Source organism: Streptomyces marispadix (assembly GCF_022524345.1).
Taxonomy (GTDB): domain Bacteria; phylum Actinomycetota; class Actinomycetes; order Streptomycetales; family Streptomycetaceae; genus Streptomyces; species Streptomyces marispadix.
The window spans coordinates 431,948-457,368 of record NZ_JAKWJU010000002.1 but is presented as its reverse complement, the minus strand read 5'-3'; the positions used below and the strand labels follow the sequence as shown (position 1 = coordinate 457,368).

At 73.2% G+C, this 25,421-nt stretch carries 19 protein-coding genes, 4 tRNA genes and 2 pseudogenes; 17 read left to right on the top strand and 8 right to left on the bottom strand.

Going from position 1 to position 25,421, the window contains the following annotated elements:
* The first annotated feature begins 130 nt into the window (after positions 1–130).
* Entirely contained in the window at positions 131–823 is a 693-nt protein-coding gene (locus MMA15_RS02020) for a sigma-70 family RNA polymerase sigma factor (protein WP_308290492.1), read from the top strand.
* 115 nt (positions 824–938) lie between these two features.
* On the top strand, positions 939–1,484 hold the full coding sequence (locus MMA15_RS02015) for a GNAT family N-acetyltransferase (protein ID WP_241057208.1): 546 nt from the start codon (positions 939–941) through the stop codon (positions 1,482–1,484).
* 183 nt (positions 1,485–1,667) lie between these two features.
* Here MMA15_RS02015 and MMA15_RS02010 read toward each other — a convergent pair whose 3' ends face one another.
* Entirely contained in the window at positions 1,668–2,108 is a 441-nt protein-coding gene (locus MMA15_RS02010) for a hypothetical protein (RefSeq protein WP_241062923.1), read from the bottom strand.
* 26 nt (positions 2,109–2,134) lie between these two features.
* The gene (locus MMA15_RS02005; protein ID WP_241057207.1) at positions 2,135–2,506 is read right to left on the bottom strand and encodes a hypothetical protein; all 372 of its coding nucleotides are present in this window, start codon (positions 2,504–2,506) and stop codon (positions 2,135–2,137) included.
* Positions 2,507–2,846: 340 nt separating this feature from the next.
* Between MMA15_RS02005 and MMA15_RS02000 the strand changes: the two genes are divergently transcribed.
* From MMA15_RS02000 to MMA15_RS01980, 5 genes and pseudogenes are all read left to right on the top strand, one after another.
* Positions 2,847–3,497 (top strand): GNAT family N-acetyltransferase, encoded by a 651-nt coding sequence (locus MMA15_RS02000; RefSeq protein WP_241057206.1) that lies wholly within the window; start codon positions 2,847–2,849, stop codon positions 3,495–3,497.
* 486 nt (positions 3,498–3,983) lie between these two features.
* The gene (cbiE, locus tag MMA15_RS01995) at positions 3,984–5,402 is read left to right on the top strand and encodes a precorrin-6y C5,15-methyltransferase (decarboxylating) subunit CbiE (RefSeq protein ID WP_241057205.1); all 1,419 of its coding nucleotides are present in this window, start codon (positions 3,984–3,986) and stop codon (positions 5,400–5,402) included.
* Between the two features lie 339 nt (positions 5,403–5,741).
* The gene (gene cobT, locus MMA15_RS01990; RefSeq protein WP_372498163.1) at positions 5,742–10,295 is read left to right on the top strand and encodes a nicotinate-nucleotide--dimethylbenzimidazole phosphoribosyltransferase; all 4,554 of its coding nucleotides are present in this window, start codon (positions 5,742–5,744) and stop codon (positions 10,293–10,295) included.
* 443 nt (positions 10,296–10,738) lie between these two features.
* A pseudogene (gene cobA / locus MMA15_RS01985) lies at positions 10,739–12,083 on the top strand (uroporphyrinogen-III C-methyltransferase).
* 13 nt (positions 12,084–12,096) lie between these two features.
* Entirely contained in the window at positions 12,097–12,915 is an 819-nt protein-coding gene (locus MMA15_RS01980; protein ID WP_241057204.1) for a TrmH family RNA methyltransferase, read from the top strand.
* A gap of 1,275 nt (positions 12,916–14,190) precedes the next feature.
* On the opposite strand, the pseudogene MMA15_RS01975 reads toward MMA15_RS01980, so the two are convergent.
* Positions 14,191–15,016, bottom strand: a pseudogene (locus tag MMA15_RS01975) (serine/threonine-protein kinase); the annotation flags it as partial.
* Positions 15,017–15,744: 728 nt separating this feature from the next.
* Between MMA15_RS01975 and MMA15_RS01970 the strand changes: the two are divergent.
* From MMA15_RS01970 to MMA15_RS01960, 3 genes are all read left to right on the top strand, one after another.
* Positions 15,745–15,954, top strand: a complete 210-nt coding sequence (locus MMA15_RS01970) for a hypothetical protein (protein ID WP_241057203.1) — start codon at positions 15,745–15,747, stop codon at positions 15,952–15,954.
* Positions 15,955–16,234: 280 nt separating this feature from the next.
* Positions 16,235–17,398: a phosphotransferase family protein gene (locus MMA15_RS01965; protein ID WP_241057202.1), complete on the top strand. Its 1,164-nt coding sequence runs from the start codon at positions 16,235–16,237 to the stop codon at positions 17,396–17,398.
* A gap of 40 nt (positions 17,399–17,438) precedes the next feature.
* Positions 17,439–17,738, top strand: coding sequence for a TFIIB-type zinc ribbon-containing protein (locus MMA15_RS01960; RefSeq protein ID WP_241057201.1), 300 nt, complete (start codon positions 17,439–17,441; stop codon positions 17,736–17,738).
* Positions 17,739–17,879: 141 nt separating this feature from the next.
* On the opposite strand, the gene MMA15_RS01955 is transcribed toward MMA15_RS01960, so the two are convergent.
* Positions 17,880–17,951, bottom strand: a tRNA-Val gene (locus MMA15_RS01955).
* A 560-nt stretch (positions 17,952–18,511) separates the two neighbouring features.
* Between MMA15_RS01955 and MMA15_RS01950 the strand changes: the two genes are divergently transcribed.
* The 4 genes from MMA15_RS01950 (at position 18,512) to MMA15_RS01935 (ending at position 21,393) form a co-directional block, all read left to right on the top strand.
* Positions 18,512–18,649: a lasso RiPP family leader peptide-containing protein gene (locus MMA15_RS01950; protein WP_241057200.1), complete on the top strand. Its 138-nt coding sequence runs from the start codon at positions 18,512–18,514 to the stop codon at positions 18,647–18,649.
* A 194-nt stretch (positions 18,650–18,843) separates the two neighbouring features.
* Positions 18,844–20,712, top strand: coding sequence for an asparagine synthase-related protein (locus tag MMA15_RS01945; protein ID WP_241057199.1), 1,869 nt, complete (start codon positions 18,844–18,846; stop codon positions 20,710–20,712).
* A complete protein-coding gene (locus MMA15_RS01940; protein ID WP_241057198.1) occupies positions 20,693–20,953 on the top strand; it encodes a lasso peptide biosynthesis PqqD family chaperone in 261 nt (86 codons plus the stop codon). Before MMA15_RS01945 ends, MMA15_RS01940 begins: the two co-directional genes overlap by 20 nt.
* Positions 20,950–21,393 (top strand): lasso peptide biosynthesis B2 protein, encoded by a 444-nt coding sequence (locus MMA15_RS01935; protein ID WP_241057197.1) that lies wholly within the window; start codon positions 20,950–20,952, stop codon positions 21,391–21,393. The genes MMA15_RS01940 and MMA15_RS01935 overlap by 4 nt, the downstream gene beginning before the upstream one ends.
* Positions 21,394–21,464: 71 nt before the next feature.
* Here the strand turns inward: MMA15_RS01935 and MMA15_RS01930 are convergent.
* The 3 genes from MMA15_RS01930 to MMA15_RS01920 form a co-directional block, all read right to left on the bottom strand.
* Positions 21,465–21,536 (bottom strand) — tRNA-Val (locus MMA15_RS01930).
* Between the two features lies 1 nt (position 21,537).
* Positions 21,538–21,611: transfer RNA gene (locus tag MMA15_RS01925), tRNA-Cys, on the bottom strand.
* A 28-nt stretch (positions 21,612–21,639) separates the two neighbouring features.
* A tRNA-Gly gene (locus tag MMA15_RS01920) sits at positions 21,640–21,712 on the bottom strand.
* A 230-nt stretch (positions 21,713–21,942) separates the two neighbouring features.
* On the opposite strand from MMA15_RS01920, the gene MMA15_RS01915 reads away from it, so the two are divergent.
* The 3 genes from MMA15_RS01915 to MMA15_RS01905 all read left to right on the top strand — a co-directional run bounded on the left by MMA15_RS01915 (position 21,943) and on the right by MMA15_RS01905 (position 24,859).
* Positions 21,943–23,103 (top strand): chorismate-binding protein, encoded by a 1,161-nt coding sequence (locus MMA15_RS01915; RefSeq protein ID WP_241057196.1) that lies wholly within the window; start codon positions 21,943–21,945, stop codon positions 23,101–23,103.
* Entirely contained in the window at positions 23,100–23,924 is an 825-nt protein-coding gene (locus MMA15_RS01910; protein WP_241057195.1) for an aminotransferase class IV, read from the top strand. The genes MMA15_RS01915 and MMA15_RS01910 overlap by 4 nt, the downstream gene beginning before the upstream one ends.
* Positions 23,925–24,022: 98 nt before the next feature.
* On the top strand, positions 24,023–24,859 hold the full coding sequence (locus MMA15_RS01905) for a GNAT family N-acetyltransferase (RefSeq protein ID WP_241057194.1): 837 nt from the start codon (positions 24,023–24,025) through the stop codon (positions 24,857–24,859).
* A 40-nt stretch (positions 24,860–24,899) separates the two neighbouring features.
* On the opposite strand, the gene MMA15_RS01900 is transcribed toward MMA15_RS01905, so the two are convergent.
* Positions 24,900–25,412 (bottom strand): DsbA family protein, encoded by a 513-nt coding sequence (locus tag MMA15_RS01900; RefSeq protein WP_241057193.1) that lies wholly within the window; start codon positions 25,410–25,412, stop codon positions 24,900–24,902.
* Positions 25,413–25,421: the final 9 nt, after the last annotated feature.

Genomic DNA, 25,421 nt, shown 5'->3' with positions numbered 1-25,421 from the left:
CGCCTTCCACGAGGTGGGGCGGGGAGGCAGCGCGGCACCGCGTCAGCGCGCACGGCGGCGGCGTCACCCGCAGGGGTGGCGTCGCCGCCTTGTGTCAACCGGCGCTCGTGCACGGGGCGTTGCGCACGGCATGGACCTCCGTTCCGCACACATCCGCGCCGCGGCGTCGGGCCGTCCCGTGACCGGGCCCGTACGAGCCGCATCCGTACACGTCGTTCCCGTACGAGCCCGTACGGCGGAACCGGGCAGCGCCGGGGAGGCGGACGCCGACGCGGACGCCGCCTCGACGGCCGATGCGTCCTGGTCCTCGGAGTCCCCGCCCGAGTTGCCACTGCCGCCCGTTCCGCTGCGCCGCCTCGTCGCGGCGGAGTGCGCCGCGGAGGCGGCAGCCGCGGGCGAGGAGGCGGAGGAGCTGCAACAGGCCGTATGGCTGCGCTGGTTCGAGGCCGGGGCGCGGGCGTCCGGCGGCGTCCCGGGGATCTCTTCCGCACGCTGGCTGCGTGCCGCCGTGAGAGCGGAGGCGCGAAGGGCACGGCGGCGCAGCAGCCGCGAGACGACGCTGCCGCACGGCGGGCCCGTGGGCGCCCCCGCCGCCGAGAGCAGCGTTCTCGCCGCTGAGCAGCGCAGACTTCTCGACGCGGCGCTCTCCCGGCTTCCCGGCCGCTGCCCGTCGCTGATGCGGGCGCTGTTCTCCGGCAGGGACCTCACCTACCCCGAGATCGCAGATGAGTTGGGAATGTCACAGGGGAGCGTGGGCCCGGTTCGTTCCCGATGTCTGGGTTGCCTGCGCAGAATGCTCGGACTGCCGGATTGCGTCCCGTGAACTTGGGGGAATGCTGCGGGAAGCAATCGGCGTCACCAGGGCAGACGGTCCGGACACGGCTCACCCTCGTACACACGTGCCCGGACGCACCATGACAAAGGGGAGGCAGGCGCACATGGGTATGAGCGTGACCATCTCTGCGGCGGTCGATGGAGACGCCGAGCAAATCCTCAAGCTCCAGTACCTGTGCTTCCAGAGCGAGGCGGAGGCCTACGGCGACTACGCCATCGCGCCCCTCACCCAGACCCTGGACGGACTGCGTGCCGAGATGGCCTCGGGCTGCGTGATGGTGGCCCGGCTCGGCGACGAGGTCGTGGGCTCCGTACGGGGCTCGGTCGACGCCGACGGCACGGCACGCATCGACAGGCTCTGCGTACACCCGCGCCTCCAGCGGCACGGGCTGGGGGGCAGGCTGCTGGCCGCCATCGAGGACAGGCTCGCCGCGGAGCGGCACGCCAAGCGGTACCAGCTCGTCACCGGGCATCGCAGCGAGGGCAATCTGCGGCTGTACCGCAAGTACGGCTACATCGCGTCCGGCAGTACGGAGAAGGACCGGAAGGTGACGCTGACGTCGATGACGAAGGACGTCGGGGGAAAGGCCGGGGGTGCCTCCGGGGTCGCCGGGTCTGCCGGTTCGGCGGCGGTCGGCGCGAGCGCCTGACGGTCCCGCCGGGGACCGGCACACCCTGTACCTGTACGCCTTGGACCTACGCCCTGGACCTGAACGCCCTGGACCGGTACACGCATCCGGGCACGGACCGATGGACGACCCGGCACGGATCGACGGCGTCCCGTGCAAGCTTGCGCCGCACGGCAGTTGAGAGGCGGCCGGACCGGAGGGCGCTCAGCGGGAGGCTGCGCCGCGTGAGCGGCGCAGCCACAGCAGCCCCGTCACCGGCAGGATCACCGGGATGAAGAGATAGCCCATGCCGTAGTCCGACCACACGGTCGCGTCGGGGAACGCCGACGGCTCCACGAGCGTCCATGTGCCCACCGTCAGCACGCCCAGCAGCTCGACACAGCAGCAGCCGAGGGCCGCCTTGCGTGCCTTCTCGCCGCCCCGTACGAGCGACAGCGTGATGAACGCGTAGACGAGCGCGGCCACGGCCGAGAGGACATAGGCCAGTGGCGCCTCGTCGAAACGGGTGGTGAGCTGGACGATCGAGCGGGACGCGGCGCCGACGGTGAAGATGCCGTAGAGCGTGACGAGCAGGGTCCCGGGGCCCTTGCCGATGCCTCCTCCGCCGATGCCGCCGCCGGCGCCCTCCTTCGCCCTTCGCGCCAGCCGCGTCCTGCCCTCGGGGCGGCGTCTCAGGCGCCATGCCCGCCTCCCCAGATCTCGTGCAGGCGTGCCTGGAGCACGGCCAGCACGAGCGCGCCCGCGGCGACGGTCAGCGAGCCCCACTTGGTGCGTTCCGTGAGGGAGATCAGGCCGACCACCGGCACGCAGGCCGTGACGGCCGCCAGATACGCGACGAAGACGACCGTGCCCTCGGCGGGCTCGCCGCCGGTGGCCAACCGCACGATTCCGACGACGAGCTGGGCGAGCGCGAGCACGGCGACGACGGCCATGCCGATGAAGTGCCAGTCCTTGGTGGGCTGATCGCGGTAGGCCGCCCAGCCGCACCAGGCGGCGAGCGCGAGCGCCGCGACTGCGAGGACGACGGTGAGCGGGGTGAACACGCGGCGAAGTCTAGAAGGGGCCGCCAGGGGTGCGGCGGCAGGGGCACCGCGCGGGGGCCCGGCGGAGGACGGCACTCCGCGACGGGCACCTGGGGCAGGCGACGGCGCGCGCCCTGCCGGAGGTCCCCGTATCGACAAGTCGGTTTACCGTGCGCCGTCCAGCCTGCGAAGGGGCTCTCGGCGCTGCGCGCACGGCCTCCGATGCTGCATGCTGTGCACTGCGGCAAACGTCTGGTGCACCCAGGACCCCCGCCGGCGGTCCTCCCAGAACGGCCGGCAGACCCCGCGGTGGTCTTCTGGGGAGCGACACCCCAGCCCCTCGATCCGTATGGAGCGGCGCATGACTTCGATCTTTCCGGACGTCTCGATCAGCACGGACCGTCTCGTGCTGCGCCCGTTCGAGGAAGCGGATGTGCAGTCGCTCACCGAGATGATGCGCGACGAGCTCGTGGCCGCGTGGACGACCGTGCCGGTGCCCTATCGCGAGGCCGACGCACGGGAGTTCATCCTCCGGCGGGCCCCCGCGATGCGGACCGAGGGGGAGGGCATCGCGTTCGCCGTCACCGAGTTCCTCACCCAGCGCCTCGTCGGCCTCGTACAGCTCGAACACACCGACTGGCGCATCCTCGGCACCGAGGTCGGCTACGTCGTCGCCCCCTGGGCGCGCGGAGAGGGCTACGCCTCGGAGTCGGTGCTGGCCGTGGCCCAATGGCTGTTCCAGGACCAGAAGTTCGAACGCATGGAGCTTCACACGGCGGCCGACAACACCGCTGCGCAGCAGGTCGCGCAGAAGCTCGGCTGCATCAGCGAGGGCGTGCTGCGCAACGCCTGGATAGCGCGCACCCGCACCGAGGACGGCGGCTGGGCGGAGATCCGCACCGATCTGCTGGTGTGGAGCCTGCTGCCCGAAGACCTCGACGGCATCCCGGAACAGCTCGCGGACACGGGCGGCTACGCGCCCTATCCGGAGTGGCTCCACTCGCCGCGCTAGCGGACGCGTCCGTTCATCCGCGCCCTGCCGAGGGCGAGTTCACACCTCCCGCCGAGGCGGGGGCACGGCCGTGCCCGTCGCCGGTCCAGTGCCGTGCTGCCGAGTCGCCAAATCGGCGAAGCGCCAAGTCCTTGTGCCGCGCTCGCAGTTGAGCACCGCCGCCCCGCCACCGCGCCGCCCCGCCGCCGCGCCGCCATCGTCGAGGCCGCCCGCATCGCAATCGCCTCCGCCGCCATCGCAGTCGGCGCCCTCGCGCGGAGTCGGCCCCGCCCGGAAACGCGCACGTCTGCCTGCTCCCACGCGCTCGCCCGATGGTGTGGCGGTCTTGTGAACGACGTAGGTCCCCGGTGCGAATCCGCCTGTAGGCCCGCATGTACGGAACCGTCCGCACCCGGCCTCCGGTCCCGGTCCGCACGGGGGTAGGCTCGATGACCCCCGACCTGCGACGAGCACCGTGAGCACCAGACGAGCCCAGGAGACGCACCCATGGCCGACCGCGTCACCGTGATCGGGTGGGACGGTTCGCCTCTGTCAGGCGCCGCCCGCTCCGCCCTCGGTGCGGCCACGCTCGTCGCCGGAGCCGCGCACCATCTCCAGCTTCCCGAAGTGCCGCCGCGCGCAGAGCAGATCAAGCTCGGCAGCGTCTCGCTCGCCGCGCGGAACATCGCCCGCCACCGCGGCACCGCCGTCGTCTTCGCCGACGGCGACCCGGGCTTCTTCGGCGTCGTGCGTACGCTCCGCGCGCCGGAACACGGCCTGGAGGTGGAGGTCGTTCCCGCCGTCTCCGCGATGGCCGCCGCCTTCGCCCGTGCGGGCATGCCGTGGGACGACGCGCAGCTCGTGGTGGCCAACTCCCGTACGCTGCGCCACGCCGTCAACGTCTGCCGCGCCCACACCAAGGTCGGCGTGCTCACGTCCCCGGGCGCCGGCCCCGCCGAACTCGCGCTGCTTCTTGGCTCGGTGCACCGTACGTTCGTGATATGCGAGGCGCTGGGCACGGCGCACGAGGAAGTCACCGTGCTCACCTCCGACAAGGTCGCCGACCACACCTGGCGCGACCCCAACGTGGTGATCGTGGCGGGCGGTTCGACGGGGCCCGCCGCTCCGCAGCCCGGGCTCACGCCGGGCGCCGGACGCGGTACGGCACCTGGGCCTTCGTCCGCGCACGGCGGCCCGGGGGGCGGCTGGCTCGCGGCGCACGGTCCCGACTACCCGCCCGCCGTGAGGGGTTGGGCCCTTCCGCTCTCCGACTACCCGGACCGTGCGGCCGGTGGGACGGGCGGCTCCGGCCTCGGCGGCCCGGCCCGCGGCTTCGGCACTACGGCCGGACCTGCGATGGCGGGCGCGCCGGGTGCGCCCGGTTACGACACCGGAGCCCCCGCGCACGGCGCGGCGCACGCCCCGGCGCGTGCGAGCGAATCGCGTCAGCTTCGCGCCTGCCAACTCGCCCGGCTCGGCCCGCGTATCGGCGATCTCGTATGGGACATCGGCGCGGGCAGCGGTGCCGTCGCCGTCGAGGCCGCGCGTTTCGGCGCCGCGGTCATCGCCGTGGACCGGGACCCGTCGGCCTGTGCTAGTACGGACGCCGCGGCACGGCGGTTCGGCGTGCAGATCGAGACCGTGCACGGCGCGGCGCCCCAAGTCCTCGAGGATCTGCCGGAGCCGGACGTGGTGCGGGTGGGCGGCGGAGGCGTACCCACCGTCACGGCGGTGGCCGACCGGCGTCCGGGCCGTATCGTCACTCACGCCGCCACCCGGGACGAGGCGGAGGCCCTCGGAAGGGCGCTCGCAGAGGGCGGTTACGAAGTCGAATGCGCCCTGCTCCAGTCCGTGGAGCTGGACACCACGGAGTGGGTGGAAAGTGAACGAGCTGTCGTTTTCCTGCTGTCCGGTGTCCGAGTCTGAATCTCTGTGGCCGGTGCGTGACGAACCACGACGAAGTGCTGTTTCTCACCCCTCCGTGCACGAAGGCAGGCCCAGCCCCGGGTAGGCTGACCGATCGTTGTGCCGCCATGCGGTGTTGACGCTTCGTCCGTCAATGTCCGTATGGCGCGTGGCTGATGAACGTGCCGCACGGTGTGCGCGCTCGTTCTTCATCTACGGGGCCCGGCGGCTGTTCGCGGGGCTGTGAGAAGCACTACCGATGGGCGAGGGGTACGCATGACTGACACCGGCCGGATCCCTGGTGAGGGGCAGCCGGAGAATTCAGGCGGGCAGTCGGACGGTCGGCAACCGGGCCTTCCGGTGAACGGATCCCACCCCTACGCGGGACCGGGCGAGGGCCTGGGCGACAGTCTCGGAGACGGTCTCGGCGAGGCAGCGGCCTCCGGTTTCGTCCCCGGCGCGGGGCCCGGCCTCGCGCCCGCCGACCCGCAGTCGCTGCTGCCGGGTTCGCACGGTGCGGACGCGTGGCACGACCCTCAGGGTTACGGTGCTCAGGCTTACGATCCGCAGTCCTTCGATCCCCAGGCTTTCGATCCCCAGTCCTTCGACCCTCAGGCTCAGGACCAGCAGGCATACGCGGCTCAGGCGCACGACCCGCACGCCCCCGTCGGCGCCGCGCATCCGCAGCCGCAGTCCCAGCCGATGTCCCCGTCGATGTCCGAGCCCATGTCCCAGGCGCAGGCGCAGGCGCAGTCGCATATGGCAGTGCAACAGGATGTGTACGGGCAGCAGAACGGGTTCGTGCACGACGCCTCCTACGGGCATCTGGACCCGTACGGCGGGCAGTTGCCGCAGCCTGAGCAGCAGCCCCAGCCCCAGCCTCAGCCCGAGCAGCAGGGGCAGACGCAGCAGACGCAAATGCCGCCGGAGGCACAGCAGTTCTCCGGCGACCCCGGCCCGAACCATGTGCCGGGGCCCCACGAGACCGACGGCCGGGACTCCGGTTCCATCGACTGCGGCGAGGTACGAGAGGCGTTCGCCGGGGGCCGTACGCCCGCGAAGGGCACCCCTCGCGCTCAGACTCCTCCCCGTAGGCCGCTCCACCTGGGCCCGCCCGAGCCGGAGCAGTCCGGGGCCGTACGTCCCCTCTCCGACAGAGGGCTGGGCGCTCGTACGAGCGGGCGCGCGAGGCGTGGGAAGTCCGCGGCGGCGCAGGAGAGTTCCACCAAGTCGCAGCAGGAAGCACCGACGGAATCAACGAGTTCGCGGTCGTATGCGCAGCCGAGTGCGCCCCCGGCCTCCCAGCCGGGTCCGCAGGTCTCGGAGCAGGACTCGACGCAGGGCGCGGGGCAGGGTCAGGGCCAGGTGCAGACGGCGGCGGAGGGGCAACCGCAGGCACAGCAGCGGGGCGCTGCGGATGCGGAGGCCGGTGCCGCTCCCGGTGCCGACGCGGCTGCCGCTGCCGCCGTCGCCGTCGAAGTGACGGCGCAGCACGACGAGTTCGGCGCTCAGCACGGTGCCCAGCACGGTGAGCAGTACGGAGACCAGCACGGCGGCCGGCACGGCGCCGTACCGCCCCAGGACGTGGCGGCCACGGCCGTCGACGCCGGGTACCCGGACCACACGCAGGTGAACGCGGAGACGCTGCCCGGGCCCCAACTCGGGGCGCTGCCACCGCAGAACGAGATGTGGGCGGCGCAGGGCGAGCCGTACGCGGGTGCGGAGACCGACGCGCAGCCGCAGCCGGAGCCGCAGTCGCAGACGGCCGTGGCCTCCGGCGCACAGACAGCGGAGACCATGGCCCTCGCGGGCCCCCAACTCGCCGCATCCGTACCGGAGAACGCGCCGCAGCCGGACCCCGCGTCCGAACAGCCGGAGGCGGCCGTACCTGTCGATCCCGCCGCCACGCCGGAACAGCACGCTGCCGCTGACGCCACGGAGCCCCAGACCGGCGCGGCGGTCGCGGACCAGGCCGCGGAGCCCACGGAGCCCCGGACCACGCAGAACCAGGCAGCCGAGCCCCAGACCGCGGAGCCCCAGGCTGCTGCCGAGCCGCAGAGCGGTGGACACGGTGAACAGCAGGGCCGGGCCGCGGCTCCCCGTTCCGGCGGTGGCCGCAGGCGGCGGCGCCGTGCGAAGGAGGAGAGCGGCGAAGAGAGAACCGGCACCGGCAACACCTGGGTGTCCTCGCCTGGCTCGACGGCGGTGGAGGCCATCGAGCCCCAACAGGCGGGTGCGGCCAAGCCGGTTGAGGGCGATACCGCGACGGACACGAAGAGCGGGGCCACGCCCGCCGGGGGAGCGGGACCGGCGGCGGCCGACACGGCGAAGATCCCGGCGCAGCAGCAGGGCGGCGAAGAGGCAGCCCTCGGCGAGGCAGCCGTCACCGCTGCAACCGGGGGGGCCGGTGAAGCGGGTCCGGGCGACCAGGCCCAGGCCGATGCCTACAACCAGGCCCAGGCCGGAGCCCAGGCGCCCGGGGCCGTAGCCTCGATCCCCGCGCAGCAGAGCCGTCACGCCGAGGCGCACGCGGCACCGGAACAGCAGGCCGAGACGCCTCAGCGGAGCGGCAAGCACAGCCGCAAGGACGGGGACACGGCAGCGGAAGGCGGCCAGGAGGCGGCGGCCGGAGAGGGCGGCGCCGCCCCGACTCCCGTGCCCGCAGCCGAAGGTGCCCCCGCGCCCGCGGAGCAGCCCGTACCCGGGGACGCTTCCGCGCCCGAGGCCCCACAGACCGTTCAGGAGAAGACCGCGACAACGCACGACGCCGTTCACGCAAGCGAGGAAGCACAGGCCGCCACGGAGGCCCCTGCCACCGAAGGCGGCGGCGCCACGGGGACGCCGGAGACCGAGGAGGGTTCACCCGTTACCGACGCGCAGCTTCCCGCCCCCGCCCCGGAGGCGGAGACTGTCGCGGTGGCCGAGAACAAGACAGCAGAAGAGACCGACACCGCGGCGCAGAGCGACCCCGGAAGCGGCAACGCAGCCGACGACGGCGCGAAGACCGCCGCGGAGCCCGAGCCCGGCGTCCCTGCCGAGCCCGGTGCGTCCGCCGGCCCCGGCGCGGCCGAGCCCGGCTCCGCCGACGCCCCCGGCGCGGAGAGCGCCCCCGGCGACGCCCCCGAGCCGGACGGCGAGAGCCAGGACCCGCCCGCGGAACAGGTCGCCACGGCGGGCGGTCCTCCGGCCCCCGGCTACGCGGACGAAGAGCGCGAGGCCGTACACCGCCTGATGCGCGAACGCCGCGACATCCGCAACGGGTTCCGGCCCGACCCCATCCCGCACGAGGTGCTGCTGCGCGTCCTCGAAGCGGCGCACACCGCGCCCAGCGTCGGCCACTCCCAGCCGTGGGACTTCGTCGTCATCCGCTCCGAGGAGACCCGCCGTGCCATGCACGAGCTGGCCGAACGCCAGCGCCACGCCTATGCGGAGTCCCTGCCGAAGGCCCGCGCCAAGCAGTTCAAGGAACTGAAGATCGAGGCGATCCTCGACACCCCCGTCAACATCGTCGTCACCGCGGACCCGACCCGCGGCGGACGGCACACCCTCGGACGTCACACCCAGCCGCAGATGGCGCCCTACTCCTCGGCGCTCGCCGTGGAGAACCTGTGGCTGGCCGCACGCGCGGAGGGCCTCGGCGTCGGCTGGGTCAGCTTCTTCGACGAGCGCGAGATGGTGCGTGCGCTGGAGCTGCCCGAGCATCTGGAGGTCGTGGCGTATCTGTGCGTCGGATACGTCGACGAGTTCCCGCCGGAGCCCGAACTCGCGCAGGCGGGCTGGTCCAAGCGCCGCCCGCTCTCCTGGGTCGTGCACGAGGAGTCGTACGGACGCCGGGTGCTGCCCGGTGCGGAGCCGCAGGACCTGCTCTCCGACACCGTCGCCGCCATCCGCCCGCTGGACGCCAAGGCGCTGGGCGAGGCGTGGGAGCGGCAGAAGCGGATGACCAAGCCGTCCGGCGCGCTCGGCATGCTGGAGATCATCTCCGCGCAGCTCTGCGGCCTTTCGCGCAAGTGCCCGCCGCCGCTTCCGGAGCCCGCGGCCGTCGCGATCTTCGCGGGCGACCACGGTGTGCACGCTCAGGGCGTGACCCCGTGGCCGCAGGAGGTCACCGCCCAGATGGTCGCCAACTTCCTCGGCGGCGGCGCCGTCTGCAACGCCTTCGCCAACCAGGTCGGCGCGGAGGTCTGCGTCATCGACGTGGGCATCGCCGGCGAACTCCCGTCCACGCCGGGCCTGTTGCCCCGCAAGGTCCGGGCAGGCACGGCAGATATGACGCAGGGTCCGGCGATGACCCGCGAGGAGGCCCTGCGCGCCCTCGAAGTCGGCATCGAGACCGCACGCGACCTGGTCGCGGCAGGCAACAAGGCGCTCCTCACAGGGGAGATGGGCATCGCCAACACCACGGCCTCGGCCGTGCTCGTCGCCGCCTGCACCGACGCCGACCCGTCCGAGGTGACGGGCCGCGGCACCGGCATCAACGACGAGACGCACGCCCGCAAGGTCGAGGTCGTACGCCGTGCCCTGGAGGTGCACCAGCCCGACCCGGAGGATCCGCTGGGCATGCTGGCGGCGGTCGGCGGCCTCGAACACGCCGCGCTCGTCGGCCTCATCCTCGGCGGCGCCTCCCTTCGTACGCCGGTGATCCTCGACGGGGTGAGCGCGGGCGCAGCCGCCCTCGTCGCCCGCCGTATCGCACCGGAGGCGATGGCCGCGTGCATCGCGGGGCACCGCAGCTCCGAGCCGGGGCACGTGGCGGCGCTCACCAAGCTGGGCCTGCGCCCGCTGATCGATCTGGATCTGCGGCTGGGCGAGGGCACGGGCGCACTGCTGTCGCTGCCGATGGTGCAGAGCGCGGCGCGTGCCATGCACGAGGTGGCGACGTTCGACTCGGCGGGAGTGACGGGGAAGAGCTGAAGCCAGCGGGCGGCGCCCCGCCCCAACCGCGCCCATACGAGGGCGAGTTCGCGGCCACGGGCCTACGAGTTCGCGGCCACGGACCTACGACGGACAGCGGTGATCGGGGCGGGGCACGCGCCGCCCCGCCGCGTCGCGACGTCCCTGCGTACGGGGCCGTGCAGTGATCCGGGGAACAGCGTCACCGGCACCCGCGCCATAGGCTGTCCGAGGCGGTCCTTGTTCCGGCCCGGTGCCGTACGGCAGGCCCGTACGAGCATGTTCGGGCCCGTACGACGGCCGTGGGCCGGGCCGCCCGGTCCGGCACAGCAAGCCCGCGCTCAGGTCCGCCCCGCTCGACACGTACCAGCACGCCCGCACGAAGACGCCCCGCACATCGCAGATCTCGCCGCTCCAGCGCCGCAGCGGCCTTCCGCAACAGCAACACGAGGAGCCGCACCAGCATGTCCGAGTCCGTGCCCGGCACCGGCACCGGTCCCCAGTCCGACGCCGCGAGCGAACACCCCGCCTACCCCGTCGGGCTGCGCCTCGAAGGGCGCCGGGTCGTGGTCGTCGGCGGAGGCGGCGTCGCGCAGCGGCGGCTGCCCGCGCTGCTGGCCGCGGGCGCGGACGTGCTGCTGATCGCCCCCGAAGTCACACCGTCCGTCGAGGCCATGGCAGACGCCGGGGAACTGACCTGGCAGCGCCGCCCTTACGCCGAAGGCGACTTGGACGGCGCCTGGTACGCGCTGATCGCCACGGACGACCCCGCCACCAACACGGCCGCCTCCGCCGAGGCCGAGAACCGCAGAGTGTGGTGCGTACGCAGCGACGACGCGTCGGCGGCCACCGCCTGGACCCCGGCGACAGGCCGGAGCGAGGGCGTCACCGTCGCCGTGCTCACGGGACGGGACCCGCGTCGCTCCGCCGCCGTACGCGACGCCGTCGTCGAGGGCCTGCACAACGGCACCCTCGGCGCACCACGGCACCGCGGCCGTACCGGGGGAGTGGCCCTCGTCGGCGGCGGCCCCGGCGACCCGGAGCTGATCACGGTGCGGGGCCGCCGCCTGCTCGCGGAGGCGGACGTCGTCCTCGCCGACCGGCTCGGCCCCCGCGATCTGCTGGCCGAACTGCCGCCGCACGTCGAGGTGATCGACGCCGCGAAGATCCCCTACGGACGCGCCATGGCCCAGGAGGCCATCAACGACGCCCTGATCCAGCACGCCAAGGCAGGCAGGTCGGTGGTGAGGCTCAAGGGCGGCGACCCGTTCGTCTTCGGCCGTGGCATGGAGGAAGCGGAACAGCTCGCGGAGGCGGGAGTCCCGGTCACGGTCGTGCCGGGCATCACCAGCGCCGTGAGCGTCCCCGGAGCGGCCGGAATCCCGGTCACCCACCGAGGGGTCGCCCATGAGTTCACGGTCGTCAGCGGCCATGTCGCGCCCGGCGATCCGCGGTCGCTCGTCGACTGGCCCGCGCTGGCGCGGCTGCGCGGCACGCTCGTGCTGCTGATGGCCGTGGAACGCCTCGGTGCCATCGCGGAGACCCTGATCCGGCACGGAAGGGACGCGAGCACGCCCGTCGCCGTCGTCCAGGAGGGGACGACTGCGGGGAGAGCGGCGCGTCGACGGCACGCTGGAGACGATCGCGGAGCGGGCCGCCGCCGAGGAGGTACGGCCGCCGGCGGTCGTCGTGGTCGGCGACGTGGTGTCCGTGGGATCGGGGCACCCCGGCACGTTCCCGTGGACAGCGTCCGGCGACGCCTCCGGCATGGGTTCCGGCACGGGCCCCGGCTCCTCTTCCGGAAGCTGAAGCGGAATCAACTGTGGCTGTTTTCATCCCAGTCGGCGACCCGGCCGACCCGCGGCTGTCCGACTTCACCGGCCTCACCGACGTCGAACTGCGCCGCAGACGCGAGCCCGCCGAGGGCCTGTTCATCGCCGAGGGCGAGAAGGTCGTACGCCGTGCCGCACAGGCCGGATACGCGATGCGCTCGATGCTGCTCTCCGAGAAGTGGGTCCCCGTGATGCGGGACGTCGTGGAGCAGTCCGGGGCGCCCGCCTATGTGGTGAGCCCCGCGCTGGCCGAGCAGGTCACCGGCTACCACGTCCACCGTGGCGCCCTCGCCTCCATGGAACGCAAGCCCCTGCCCGAGCCGGAGCGGGTGCTGAGCGCCGCTCGACGCGTCGTGATCATGGAGGCGGTCAACGATCACACCAACGTGGGCGCGATATTCCGCAGCGCCGCCGCCCTCGGCATGGACGCCGTGCTGCTGTCACCGTCGTGTGCCGACCCCCTGTACCGCCGCTCCGTCAAGGTGTCCATGGGCGCGGTCTTCTCGGTGCCGTACGCGCGGCTCGGCACCTGGCCGCAGGGGCTGGAGTCCGTGCGGGACGCCGGGTTCCGGCTGCTCGCGCTCACCCCGGACGAGGAGGCCGTCCCGCTCGACGACGCGCTGGCGCCCCCGCCGGAGCGTGCGGCGCTCCTCCTCGGAGCGGAGGGCGAGGGGCTGTCCCGGCGGGCCATGGGGGCCGCCGACGAGCGCGTACGCATCCCGATGGCACACGGCGTCGACTCGCTCAACGTGGGTGCGGCGGCAGCGGTCGCCTTCTACGCGCTGACGAGGAGCGGTTCTACGCCGTGACGTGGGGCGTCCACGCCCGCGCTGGAGCCCTGACGCACCGGAGTCCCTGTCGGCTGCCTCACGCATGACGAGGAACCGACCGACGACCTGTCCGACGTACGAACTGTCCGGCTTACGAGCTGACCGACCGACGAACCGGCCGTCGGGGAACCGACGGCCGGACCATGGGTCAGCGCCTGTCCGCGTACCGTCCCACCGCGGCGAGGCGCATCTCCAGCGGCGTGAACTCTCCCCGCGAATAGGCGAGTCGGGCGAGCCGGGCGGGCGTACGCGAGGCGGAGAGAACCGAGGGGGAGGCGGGCCGTACAGGGACGGCCCGAGCGGAAGCAGTCCGGACCGAGGGAGCCCGGACCGAGGGAGCCCGAACCGAGGGAGCCGACGCGTCCGCGGCCGACTCAGCGGCCGGAGGAGCTGCCGCATCCCGCGGAGCTTCCGTGGCCGCGGCCCCTGGACGTGGCGCACCGCCGGTCCCCAGCCCCCGCGTGGGCCCCTGGCATCCCTGCGCCGCAGCGATGCCCAGCGCCACCAGCAGCGTCACCGTCACGAAGACCACGAGCCGCTGCCGCAGCAGCCGCCGGTCGGCGCCGCGCCTGACGGGTCCCGAGCCGTGATCGCGTCCGTCCGCGCCACCGGGCCGCCGTACACGGGGGCCCCGCCCCGCCGCGCCGTTGCCGCCCGTCCGCGTGGAATTCCGAGTGGAAGTCCGCGGATTCGGGTTCCCGGGGCCCGCCCCCTTCGAGCGGTCCCCGGTGCGTGATGCCGGGCCGCGGGACGAGCCCGGATGACCCCCGCCACCCGGCGCGGCGCCGCCCGAACCACCCGCGCTTCCCATGCCGCTGGTGGCGCCCGCGCCGGATTCGCCGTGCTCGCGGTGCTCCCGGTGATGTTCGTGGCGGCGTTCCCGGCGGGACGCCTCGGGCCGCTGCCGTCCTCGCTCTCGCTCCCCTGGCCGCCGCAGCCGGGGACGGTCGCCCGTGGCCCGCGACCGTGGTCCGCCGGGCCTGCCGCGTCCGCCCGCTCCTGCCGCACCGGCGCCGGACCCCGCCGCGGTGCCCGAACTCGCCGACGACGGCGGCCGGTTGGCACCCGTACGAGGGCCGGAGGCCCTGGTGGAGGGGGGACGTCCGGCACCGGCCGCGCCGCCTGAAGCGGCCCCGCCGGCGCCGACGGGACGCCCGCCGGAACCGCCATGGCCTCCCGCGCCCCCGCCTGCCATGCCGCCGGCACCACCCGCGGCACCGTCCGCAGGGGCGGCACCGCCCGTCTGTTCCGACAGCCCGCGAGCCTCCCGCGCGGCGATCTCCTTCAGACGGAGCGAAAGCTGAAGCGGACTCGGCCGCTCCTCGGGGGCCTTCACCAGACACGCGTGGATGAGCGGGGCGAGCGCCGTATGGACGCTCTCCAGCTGCGGCTCCTCGTGGACCACGCGGTAGAGCATGACCTCCGAACTGCCCTGCCCGAAGGGCGAGTCAGCCGTCGCCGCGTAGGCCAGGGTCGCCCCCAGCGCGAAGACGTCCGTCGCGGGCGTCACCAGCGCGCCCCTCACCTGCTCGGGCGCGAGAAACCCGGGCGAGCCAACGGCCGTACCCACATGGGTGAGGGTGCTCGCACCGGTGGCCCACGCGATGCCGAAGTCGATGATGCGCGGACCCTTGGGCGACAGCAGGATGTTCGAGGGCTTCAGATCCCGATGTACGACTCCGGCCTCGTGCACGGCGACGAGGCCCTCCGCCAACGACGCCCCGATGGAGGCCACTTCACTCGCCGGGAGCGGGCCCGACTCCGTCACCTTGTCGTGCAGCGACGGCCCCGGAACGTACTGCGTGGCGAACCACGGCCGGTCCGCGTCCAGATCGGCCGCCACCAGCCGCGCCGTACAGCCTCCGCGGATGCGGCGCGCGGCCGAGACCTCACGGGCGAAGCGCGAGCGGAACTCCTTGTCCTCCGCGAGGTCCGGACGGATCACCTTCAGCGCGACCCGCTGCCCCCGCCGGTCGGAACCGAGATAGACCACGCCCATGCCGCCCGCGCCCAGCCGCCTGTGCAGCCGGAACGAGCCGACGACTCGCGGATCCTCTCGTCGGAGCCGCATCATCGCCATGTCGTTCCCCTGCCTGAGGTGTTCGGGCCCTTCCCTGGCCTTCGGGGGAGACCCCAGCCGGTCACCGGGAGGGCGGAGTGCCCTGGTCGTCTTCTCGTGCGTCCGTCTGACGAGGCACAGCTTACGGACTGCTGCCGCGCGGCGACGACAGGCCGCGCACGCGGCGGCGTACGCATTGCCACGACCGAGCGCACCACCGTCACGTGCCCCAACTCGCGGCCGCCTCCGCCTCGGTCGTGCACTGCGTTTCCCAACGCCGTTCGCAGGCCGGTCACTTGACGCGGCGACACGGCACCCGGCCGACGCGGAACGCCCCGGGCGACGAGTCCCGTACGGACGTAATCCCGCGCCTGGCAACGGGAATTGAGCCGATATCGGAGTAACGAGCGGCGGCCGTCCGGTGCTCGGCCGGTGAGCGATGTCACCCGCCGCACATCCCCGCGGCCACCCGCGAGGCCCCTTCTTCCCTACGATGGGCACCGGCGAAGCCGCCGGTGCGGTCCTCCCGTAAGGGACCCCTCGGGGAAGACCCCGGAACAGGCGACCTCCGCCTCCACCCTGGGGAGTATCCGCCGGACCCCGCCGTCATCCTGGGGGAGGCCCCGCAGTCGATACGCGGGCATGACGTCCTCTCCTTGCGGCCCGCCTAGTCTTCTTGCAAGCGGCGGGCGAAGCACTCGTCCCCCGAGGTCAGTCGTCCGCCGCCCCGGGACAGACGGGAGCGGACCATGGCTCACACGGCAGGACGCACGGCACGCGGCACTCGGGAACGGCTGACGGCGATCGCAGCCCTCGGCACCCGTGGCGGCGACCGCCGGCATCCGCTCGTGGCGGCCGCCATGGTGCTGCCACTGGCCGCCGTACTCGCCGTCGCCTTCGGGGCGGTGGAGGCGGTGGCCGCACAGGCGTCGTCCGTGGCCGGAATGCTGGGGCACTGAAGTGCCCCAGGCTCGGGAGAGCGGCCCGAGTCGGGGATAACCCGGCCCATCAGCCCCGTGGGGACGGGGGTGCGACGGACGGCATTGAGGTCCGGGCAGCTGGGGAGCTGCCCGGACCTCACGTATTCCGGACCTCACGTATTCCGGGCCCCGCGTATTCCGGGCCCCGCGTATCCCTGACCTCACGCATGAGGGCGCGTGCGCGGCCCGCGTACGATCAACCGGGAGGACGGCAGGTCGCCCACGGCCGGGCCGTATCCGTCGCCGGGGAGGGGGGACGTTGCGGACGACGCTCACACTCACCGACCGGCTGTGCGCGCTCGCACGAGAGGCGTCACCGCCCGCGCCGGATTCCGGCGGGCATGGGCCGGAAGCGGACCCGGTCGTTCTCGCCGACCGCCCCGACGGCACGGTCGTGGGCCTCGGCGGCGTAGTGGCCAAGGCCCATCCCCCTGTCGCGCAGGGCGACTTGGGGGAGAGGGCCGACTCGGGCGGCTCGCACGATCCGGGTGACGTGGCCGACCTGGCCGACGTGGACGAACTCACGGTACGACTGCGCATCGCCGCCCATCCGCTGCTCGCGGGCATACTGCTGCCGCCGCTCACCCCCGGCGGCACGGCCGCCGACGAGCCGTACATGCGTCCGCCGCATCTGTACGGCGGGCGGCCCGCGACCCTCTGGCCACGCGGCCGTCCCGTGGACCCGGACGCCCCCGAGTCGGCCCCCTGGGAGGCCGCAGGCACGCTTCTCGCCCGCCTGCACTCCGTATCGACGGAAGCTCTCGGCGCTGAACTGCCGCGCACGGTCCCGCAGATGCGCGGACCGCAGAAGGCCGCCCGCGCGCTGAAGCGGATGCGCGCCGCGCTGGCCCGCCGCGACGCGCCCGCCGCGCCCCCGGCCGCCCTCACGGCCGCTGCCACGGCGGCAGAGGCAGCCTGGGCGAAGCTGCCCGCCTGGTGCAGAAACGAGCACTCGACCGACCGGCCTTCGCCGGTGAGCGCCCTGTGCCACGGAGACTTCCACCTGGGCCAGTTGGTCCGGCACCCGGCCGACGGCGGCGCCTGGCAGCTCATCGACGTCGACGACCTCGGCCTCGGCGACCCGGCGTGGGATCTCGCCCGCCCCGCCGCGTGGTTCGCGACGGGCCTGCTGCCCGCGGAGTCGTGGCAACGCTTCCTCCACGCATACGAATCCGCCGCAGACGCGACCACTCCCGGTGCGCGCTCTCTGAGCGGGGGCCCCGGCACCTGGCCGCCCAGCCTCGACGCCGCGGCACGCGCGCTGACCGTACAGACGACGGCGCTCGCGGTGGCCAAGGCGCACGGCGCCCGCCGCCCCCTCGACGAGGCCGAGACGGCCTGCGCCGAGGCCTGCCACCGCATCGCGGGCCTCCCCGCCCCCGGACAACGGGACGAAACGGGCCTTAGTCTGGATCCGCAGTAGCCGAGCGGTGGAAACACCGACGTGGAGAGGAAGTTCGACCATGCAGTGTCCCAAGTGCGGTGCGCCGATGCAGACGTTCAACCGCAACGGTGTCCAGATCGAGCAGTGCGGCGGCTGCCGGGGGATCTTCCTCGACTACGGCGAACTCGAGGCGCTCACACGCCTGGAATCCCAGTGGCAGCAGCCCGCCGGACCGCCTCCGGGCGCCCCTTACGGGCAGGGCCACGCGCCGCAGTCCTACCCCGCAGCCCCCGCCTGGGGCGCGTCACACCACGGCCACCACGGTCACCATGGCCACGGCCACAAGCGCGGCTTCGGGCACATGCTCTTCTCGTCGTGAGCGATGCGGGGCCGTGAACCGCATCGGGCCCACCGGGCTCATGTGTCCTGCCCCGCCGGGAAGTCGACCGCATCATCGCGGCTCGCTCCCCTTGCGCCCCACACAGAAGTGCCCCGGCCGTCCGGCCGGGGCACTCGCATGTGCGCGGTACTGGGATTGAACCAGTGACCTCTTCCGTGTCAGGGAAGCGCTCTCCCGCTGAGCTAACCGCGCGGGTTGGAACGACAGAGATATTGTCACGCCCTGACCTGCAAGACAAATCCGCGGGAGAGCGCGGGCGTCCGCCCCGGTCCGCGACGTCGCTCACGCAGTCGATCACTCGGCGGCGGACCCGTAGGCCGGTCCCCGGGTCCCGGATTCCCGGTCGCCCGGGGGTGTTGAGCGCGGGGGAACGGCGGTCGAGAGAGACGCTGCGGGGGACGTCGTCGGGCGCGGACTGAGGCCGCGCACAGGGCAGACGCTCTGCGTCACCGATGCTCCCGGTTCCGGCGACGCTGTGGAAGGTGGACGCGGCCACCAGGAGGAGCACGCCCGGCCCACGCTCCTGCGGTCGCTCCCCGGGTCCGACACCTCGTCCTGCGCCCGCGTTCGCGCAGGTAGGAAGCCCGAAATGGAGCCACTGACGGCTGATTCGGCGGGGTGGTGTGTGTGACTTATTCACGGCGGAATCGCGCGTGCGTGGGGTTTCGTCCGGTATGCCTGGTGCCTCGTACGTAGTGGGTCCTACTTTCCGTAAGGGGCGGAAAGTCCGCTCCATGTACGGAGGTTGATCCATGGAAAGCCAGACGCTGAACATCGAGCCTGCCGAGGTGTACGAGGCCCCGCTGATGGTCGAGGCCGGTGACTTCGCCGACCTCACCCAGGGCAGGATCGGCACCTGGCCGGAGGGCCCTGTCCTGTTCTGGGCCTGAGCGTCTCGTGGCCCCAGTAGGCGGTTGAGTGATGTGCGGGTGCCGGTGCGCGGCCGATCGTCTCCCGGCGCGGATCGGCACCCGTTCCCCTCCGAGCAAGGTGTGTTGTTCGGGGGTCCGTTGAGCGGTACAAGCGCGCCGCCGAACGAAGGGGCGCCCGAACTCGTGCTTGTGGTGGGGGAGTTGAGCGTGCGGTGAGCGGTTCGTCGGCAGGCTGGTTCGTGGCGCTTCCGGACCGGGAATTGCCGCCCGGCATGGCGGAACGGTTGCAACAGCACGCGGTCAGCCGGGTTTCTCATCCGTCGGGACGGCCCTGGCTGCTGGGCTCCTGGGCGGCGGAGGAGACGGTCGTGGCCACCGCCGGCGTACGGAAGCTGGCGGTCTTGGGCACGTCCTCGGCGACCGCCGCCGACCTCGCATCCCGGCTCAAGCGGGTGCGTACGGCCGCGGACCTGGAGGCCGCGCTGCGCGGTGTGCGGGGAAGCTTCCACGTGGCCGCGTCCCTGGACGGCCGCGGATATGTACGCGGTAGCGCCTCCGGGGCGCGTCGCCTCCACCGGGCGGTGGTGGAGGGGGTGACGGTGTGCGCGGACCGGGCACGCACCCTGGCATGGCTCACCGGCGGGGGACCGGACACCGCCCGGCTCGCCGCCCACCTCGCGTTCCCCTGCCTGCCGTACCCCCTGGCCGACGCCGCGATGTGGCCCGGCGTGGACACCGTGACCCCGGGCCAGGCCCTGCACCTGGAGCCCGACGGTTCGTGCCGTACGGCCTGGTGGTGGGAGCCGCCGCCTGCCGAACTGCCCCTCGCAGAAGGGGCGTTGCGCCTGCGCGAGGCTCTGCGCGAGGCGGTCGCGGTGCGGGCGCGGCCGGGTCGGATCCTGGGCGCGGACCTGTCCGGCGGCATGGACTCCACCTCGTTGTGCTTCCTGGCAGCCGAGGCCGGTGCCCGTCTGGTCACCGCGACCCTGCACTGGGACACACCGGGCAACGAGGATCATCACTACGCCCGTCGTGCGGCGGAGCGTCTTCCCGCCGTGGAGCCCCTGGTCTTCCCCTCCGCCGAACTCCCCGCCTGCTTCACCGGGTTGAACGAACGACGAGAGCCCGCGGAGGAGCCCACGGCCGTGCTGCGCGACCGCGCCCGCCAGCAGCACACGGCCCACGCGCTACGCACCCGGGGAGCGGCGCTGCGCCTCTCGGGACACGGCGGCGACCATGTCGTCACACCCCCCGCGTCCTACGTCCACGCCCTGCTGCGCCGCAGCCCCCGGACGGCTCTGCGTCACACGGCCGGACACAAGGCACACAGCCGCTGGCCCCTGGCCGCCGCCGCCCGCCTGCTGCTGGGCCCCGGCACCTACCCCGCCTGGCTGACCGCCGCAGCCGACCGGCTCCGCGAAGATCCCACGACACGGACCGCACCCGAAACATGGGGACCGCTCCCCGCCCTTCCCACCTGGGCAGGCAGGCAGGCCGCAGACCGGCTCGCTGCCCTGCTGCGCTCCGCCGCCGCCCAAGTACGGCCGCTGGCAGCCGACTTCGGCCGCCACGCCTGGATCCACCACATGAGAGAGGCCGGACGAGCAGCCGCTCTCCTCAGAGACGCCGGCGCGTCGGACGGGCTGCCCGTGGAGAGCCCGTTCTGCGACGACGCCGTCATGGACGCGTGCCTGGCCGTACGCCCCGAGGACGCGGGCAGCCCCTGGTCCTACAAGCCGCTGCTGGCCGCCGCCATGGACGGCCTGGTCCCCGCGCACATCCTTGAGCGCACCACCAAGGACCACTGCGGGCCCGACTGGCACCACGGCCTCAGAGCGCACCGTCCCCACCTCGCCGAATGGGCCGCATCCTCACATCTGGTGACCGCGGGAGTCGCCGACGAGGAGGCGCTGCGACGGGCGCTCCTCAGCCCCGGCCTACAGCCCGGCGGCGCCCCCGCCCTGGAGAACACCCTGGCCACGGAGGGATGGCTGCGCGACCTGGCCGCCCACCCCGTACCCGCCCATCTCACCGCCCGACGCCCCAAGGAAGGGCACCCTGTTGACGCACCTGCATCCTGACGTCGCCTGCACCGCCACCGAGGACGGCATGATCCTGCTCGACGAACGCGACGGCCGCTACTGGCAACTCAACGCCACCGGCGCCGCCGTCGTCGAAGCCCTCGTCGACGGCGCCACACCCCGGCAGATCGCCGACAGGCTCGCCGCCACCCGCCCCGTCGACCGGCAACGCGCCTGCGACGACGTAACGGCCCTGCTCACCCAGCTCACCCGCGCCGGACTGGTGGTGGACCCCGCATGAGCCAAATCCTCGACACCACCGAGAGCCGCCTCCCGTTCGGCCGCCGCCTCGCCGCCCGCGCCGCCGTGACCGCCGCCCTGCTCCTCGCCCGCCTGCCGCCCAAGCGCATCCGCAGCGTCCTGCTCACCGCACGACGTGGGGCACGGCCCGCCGACTACGCCACCGCCCTGCGGGCCCGCGAGGACGTGACCACCGTCAGCACACTCTGCTCCGGCCGCTTCTGCCTCCAACGCTCCCTGGCCACCGCGCTGTTGTGCCGCATGCGCGGTACGTGGCCCACCTGGCGCACCGGAGTACGAACACCGCCCTTCGCCGCCCACGCCTGGGTCGAAGCCGAAGGCCACCGCGTCGGCGAACCCGAAGAGGCCACCACCTACCGCCCCTTGCTCACGGTCCCGCCCGCCCGTACAACCGCACCGGAGCCCGACTCCGCCTCGTAGCCGCACAGTTGGTGTGGCACGGCAAACGCCAGGGGCCGCTTCCCACTTCGGGAAACGGCCCCTGGCCTGCGTGGACGATACTGGGATTGAACCAGTGACCTCTTCCGTGTCAGGGAAGCGCTCTCCCGCTGAGCTAATCGTCCTTGGAGGTGGAGACGGGATTTGAACCCGTGTAGACGGCTTTGCAGGCCGTTGCCTCGCCTCTCGGCCACTCCACCGAGCGGGAGTCACGAGACCCCCACACAGAGCGGACGACGAGATTCGAACTCGCGACCCTCACCTTGGCAAGGTGATGCTCTACCAACTGAGCCACGTCCGCAGGTTGTCGTCCCGGTCTGCTCGCGCTTCCCGGCGACGAGTTGAACTCTAGCGGATAACGCTGCCAGCTCAAATTCTGTTTCCCCTGCGTGACCGTCCGTACGGCCCGCCGAGCAGCACCGCGGCGCCGCGAGGCGGCCTCCCCGAGGACCGAAGCCGTAGCCGAGGCGTACCCGGGCCGCACCGGAGGCGGCCCGTGGACGCCCACGGGCCGCACATAGACTCGGTCATGTGTACGCCCCCGCCCCGTTCGCCCGCTTCGGCTCGCTGATCGCCACCGACCTGCGAGACGTCACGAGCGACCCCTCGGCGCTGGAGTCCGCGGGCTGGTGGGCGGTGGTGGCGGACTTCGAGGGCCGTCTGCTGTGCGCCCGCTTCGGCGACGTACGCGGGACGGCAGACCAACGAGCCCCAGCGGACCGTCGAGGGCCCGCAGACGCCAAAGGCACGTCGGACACCAGGCCAAGCATCCCCATGGCACCGCTCGCCGCCGCCCGCTGGCGCGGTCCCGGCCCCGCCGCGTGGACCAGCTCCATGGACCGCGACGCCTACACCGCCGGCGTACGGCGCATCCGCGAGCACATCGCCGCAGGCGACGTCTACCAGGCCAACCTCTGCCGCGTACTGACCGCGCCCCTGCCCGACGCGTCTCCCGCCGCCTCCGACATCTCCGGCCTCTCGGCCCTGCTGGCACGCGGCAACCCCGCCCCGTACGCCGGTGCCGTCCGCCTCCCCGCCCACGGCGTCGAGGTCGCCACCGCATCCCCCGAGCTGTATCTGCGGCGCTCCGGCAGCACCGTCACCTCGGGCCCGATCAAGGGGACGGCCCGCACGGCCGACGGCCTGCTGGAGAAGGACCACGCCGAGAACGTGATGATCGTCGACCTCGTACGCAACGACCTCGGCCGCGTCTGCGCCCCCGGAACGGTCACCGTGCCCGCGCTGTGCGAGGTAGAGCCGCACCCGGGACTCGTACATCTCGTCTCCACGGTGCGCGGCGAACTCGCCCCCGGAGCCGGATGGCCCGAGCTGCTGCGGCACACCTTCCCACCGGGCTCGGTCACCGGCGCCCCCAAGCTCAGCGCCCTGCGGATCATCGACGCCCTGGAGACCGCTCCGCGCGGCCCGTACTGCGGAGGAATCGGCTGGGTCGACGCCGACCGGGGCACCGGCACGCTGGCGGTCGGCATACGCACGTTCTGGATCGAACGCGGAACTTCCGGCGCCGTACTGCGTTTCGGCACGGGCGCGGGGATCACCTGGGGTTCCGACCCGGAAGCGGAGTGGGCGGAGACGGAACTCAAGGCGTCCGGGCTGCTCAAGGTAGCGTCGGACATGCGCGACCCCGAGGTGCCGTACTCCACGGCGACGAGCGGAAGGAGAGCCCTGTGAGGATCTGGCTCGACGGCGGACTCCGGGACGTCGACGACGCACGCGTCTCCGTTCTGGACCACGGACTGACGGTCGGAGACGGGGTGTTCGAGACGGTGAAGACCACGGACGGCACGCCGTTCGCCCTCACACGGCACATCGAACGCCTCGCCACGTCCGCCCGCGGCCTGGGCCTGCCCGAGCCCGACCCCGACGAGGTACGACGGGCCTGCGCCGCCGTCACAGAGGCGGAACCGGTGCCGCTGGGACGGCTGCGCATCACCTACACCGGCGGGCCCTCGCCGCTCGGCTCGGACCGCGGCGACGTCAGCCCCACCCTCGTCGTCGTGCTCACCGAGGCGCCCCGCAGGCCCGACACCACGGCCGTGATCACCGTCCCGTGGACCCGCAACGAACGCGGAGCCCTCGCGGGCCTGAAGACCACGTCGTACGGCGAGAACGTCATGGCGCTCGCCCGCGCCCACCGGGAGGGCGCAGGCGAGGCCCTGTTCGCCAACACCGTCGGCAGGCTGTGCGAGGGCACGGGCACCAACGTCTTCGTCGTACTCGACGGCGAACTCCACACGCCCCCGCTGGAGTCGGGCTGCCTCGCCGGCATCACGCGCGCCCTCGTGGCGGAGTGGGCCGGTGCGCGGGAGACCGATCTGCCGATGAACGTCCTGGAGCAGGCCGAGGAGATCTTCCTGACGTCCTCCCTGCGCGACGTACAGGCCGTCCACCGGGTCGACGACCGTCTGCTGCCCGGCGCTCCCGGACCGGTCACGCTCAAGGCGATGAAGCTCTTCGCGGAGCGTTCGGCGGCCGATCCCGACCCGAGGTGAGCGCGGGCCAAGGCGGCCCCGGCCGCACCGAGGGCCTGGCGTGCGCACGGCAGCCGTAGCGGGGTGACGTGGCACGGCGCAGCCGGTAGAACTCCACCGTGACCACGACGCTGCGCCCCACCGGCCCCGATCAGTACGACGCCGACGGCATCCGCTCCCGCTCGTACGACATCTGCGTCAACAGCCGTCCCGTCGGCCTGCTGCGGCTCACGGTCGACCCGCAGTACGGTCCCTTGACCGGCCGTGTGACGCGACTCGTCGTCGAGGAGAGCGAACGGCGGCGCGGACGCGGAGCGGTCGCCTCCCTCGCAGCCGAGGAGGTGCTGCGCGGCTGGGGCTGCCGGCGCGTGGAGATCAGCGTCCCTGCCGGGGCGCAGGCAGCGCTGGGCCTGGCCGGGGGCCTCGGCTACCAGGAGCGCAGCCGCAGCATGGTCAAGGAGCTGGAGGAGGAACCGAGCCTCCCGGCAGGCAGCGCCGACCGTCCCATGACCGAGGGGGAGTTCCCCGCCTGGCGCGAGTCCGGGCAGCCACGGCTCCGTCAGTCGATGACGGACCGCGGCCTGTCCGCCGACGAAGCCGCCCGCAGGGCCGACGAGTCCTTCGACGCGCTGCTGCCCGAAGGGGCGTCGACGCGCGGCGCGGCGCTGCGCGTCCTCGTCCACGACGGCACGGACGCCGGATGCGTCTGGGTCGAGCTGGAACGCAGCCCCCGCGAGGACTCCGACGCCTACGTCTACGAGATCGAGGTCGACGAGGCGCAGCGCGGCCGCGGCCATGGACGCACCCTGATGCTCGTCGCCGAACGCGAGGCCCTCGCCGCCGGGGCCCGCACGCTCGGCCTGCACGTCCTCACCGCCAACACGCCCGCGATGAGGCTGTATTCGTCGCTCGGCTACCGCGTGGCCGAGCACCACTTCTGGAAACCGCTGCTCTGACGCTCCACGGGGGGCTTCGCCAGGGCCGGCAGTGGCGGAACTACGAACGCCCCTCGCCGAGCAGCCCGTCCGCGATCTCCTCGATGCGTGCCCGCAGCCCCTCCTGGCTCTTGCCGCCGTCCAGCCGCTGCCCGCCGATGACATACGTCGGAGTGCCCCGCACCCCGATCGCCTTGCCCTCCGCCTGATCCGCGTCGACGATCAGCAGATGACGCCCGTCGATCAGGGCGCCTTCGAACTCGCCCTCGTCCAGGCCCATCTCGCGTGCGACCTCCAGCAGCAACTCCTCGCCGCGAGCGGCGAGTTCCTCGTTGCGCCGCAGCACGGCAGCCGCGTAGGCGTCGCCCTTGCCCTGCGCGTACGCCTCCTCCGCGGCCTGCGCCGCCGCGTACGCGTGCTTGTGCTTCTCCAGCGGGAAGTGCCGCAGCCGGATCTCAAGCCGCTCCCCGTAGCGCTCGCGCAGCGCGTCCAGATCGCCCTGAGCGCGGTGGCAGTCGGGGCACTGAAGCTCGCACCAGTAGTCGAGCACGAGCGGGGAGGGGGCGTCGTCCATGCCGACAGT

Bases quoted from the DNA above. Each gene is read 5' to 3' on its own strand.
- MMA15_RS02020 (WP_308290492.1), top strand. From the start codon at position 131: ATGGACCTCCGTTCCGCACACATCCGCGCCGCGGCGTCGGGCCGTCCC.
- MMA15_RS02015 (WP_241057208.1), top strand. From the start codon at position 939: ATGGGTATGAGCGTGACCATCTCTGCGGCGGTCGATGGAGACGCCGAG.
- MMA15_RS02000 (WP_241057206.1), top strand. From the start codon at position 2,847: ATGACTTCGATCTTTCCGGACGTCTCGATCAGCACGGACCGTCTCGTG.
- cbiE (WP_241057205.1), top strand. From the start codon at position 3,984: ATGGCCGACCGCGTCACCGTGATCGGGTGGGACGGTTCGCCTCTGTCA.
- MMA15_RS01970 (WP_241057203.1), top strand. From the start codon at position 15,745: ATGGCTCACACGGCAGGACGCACGGCACGCGGCACTCGGGAACGGCTG.
- MMA15_RS01960 (WP_241057201.1), top strand. From the start codon at position 17,439: ATGCAGTGTCCCAAGTGCGGTGCGCCGATGCAGACGTTCAACCGCAAC.
- MMA15_RS01950 (WP_241057200.1), top strand. From the start codon at position 18,512: ATGGAAAGCCAGACGCTGAACATCGAGCCTGCCGAGGTGTACGAGGCC.
- MMA15_RS01935 (WP_241057197.1), top strand. From the start codon at position 20,950: ATGAGCCAAATCCTCGACACCACCGAGAGCCGCCTCCCGTTCGGCCGC.
- MMA15_RS01900 (WP_241057193.1), bottom strand. From the start codon at position 25,412: ATGGACGACGCCCCCTCCCCGCTCGTGCTCGACTACTGGTGCGAGCTT.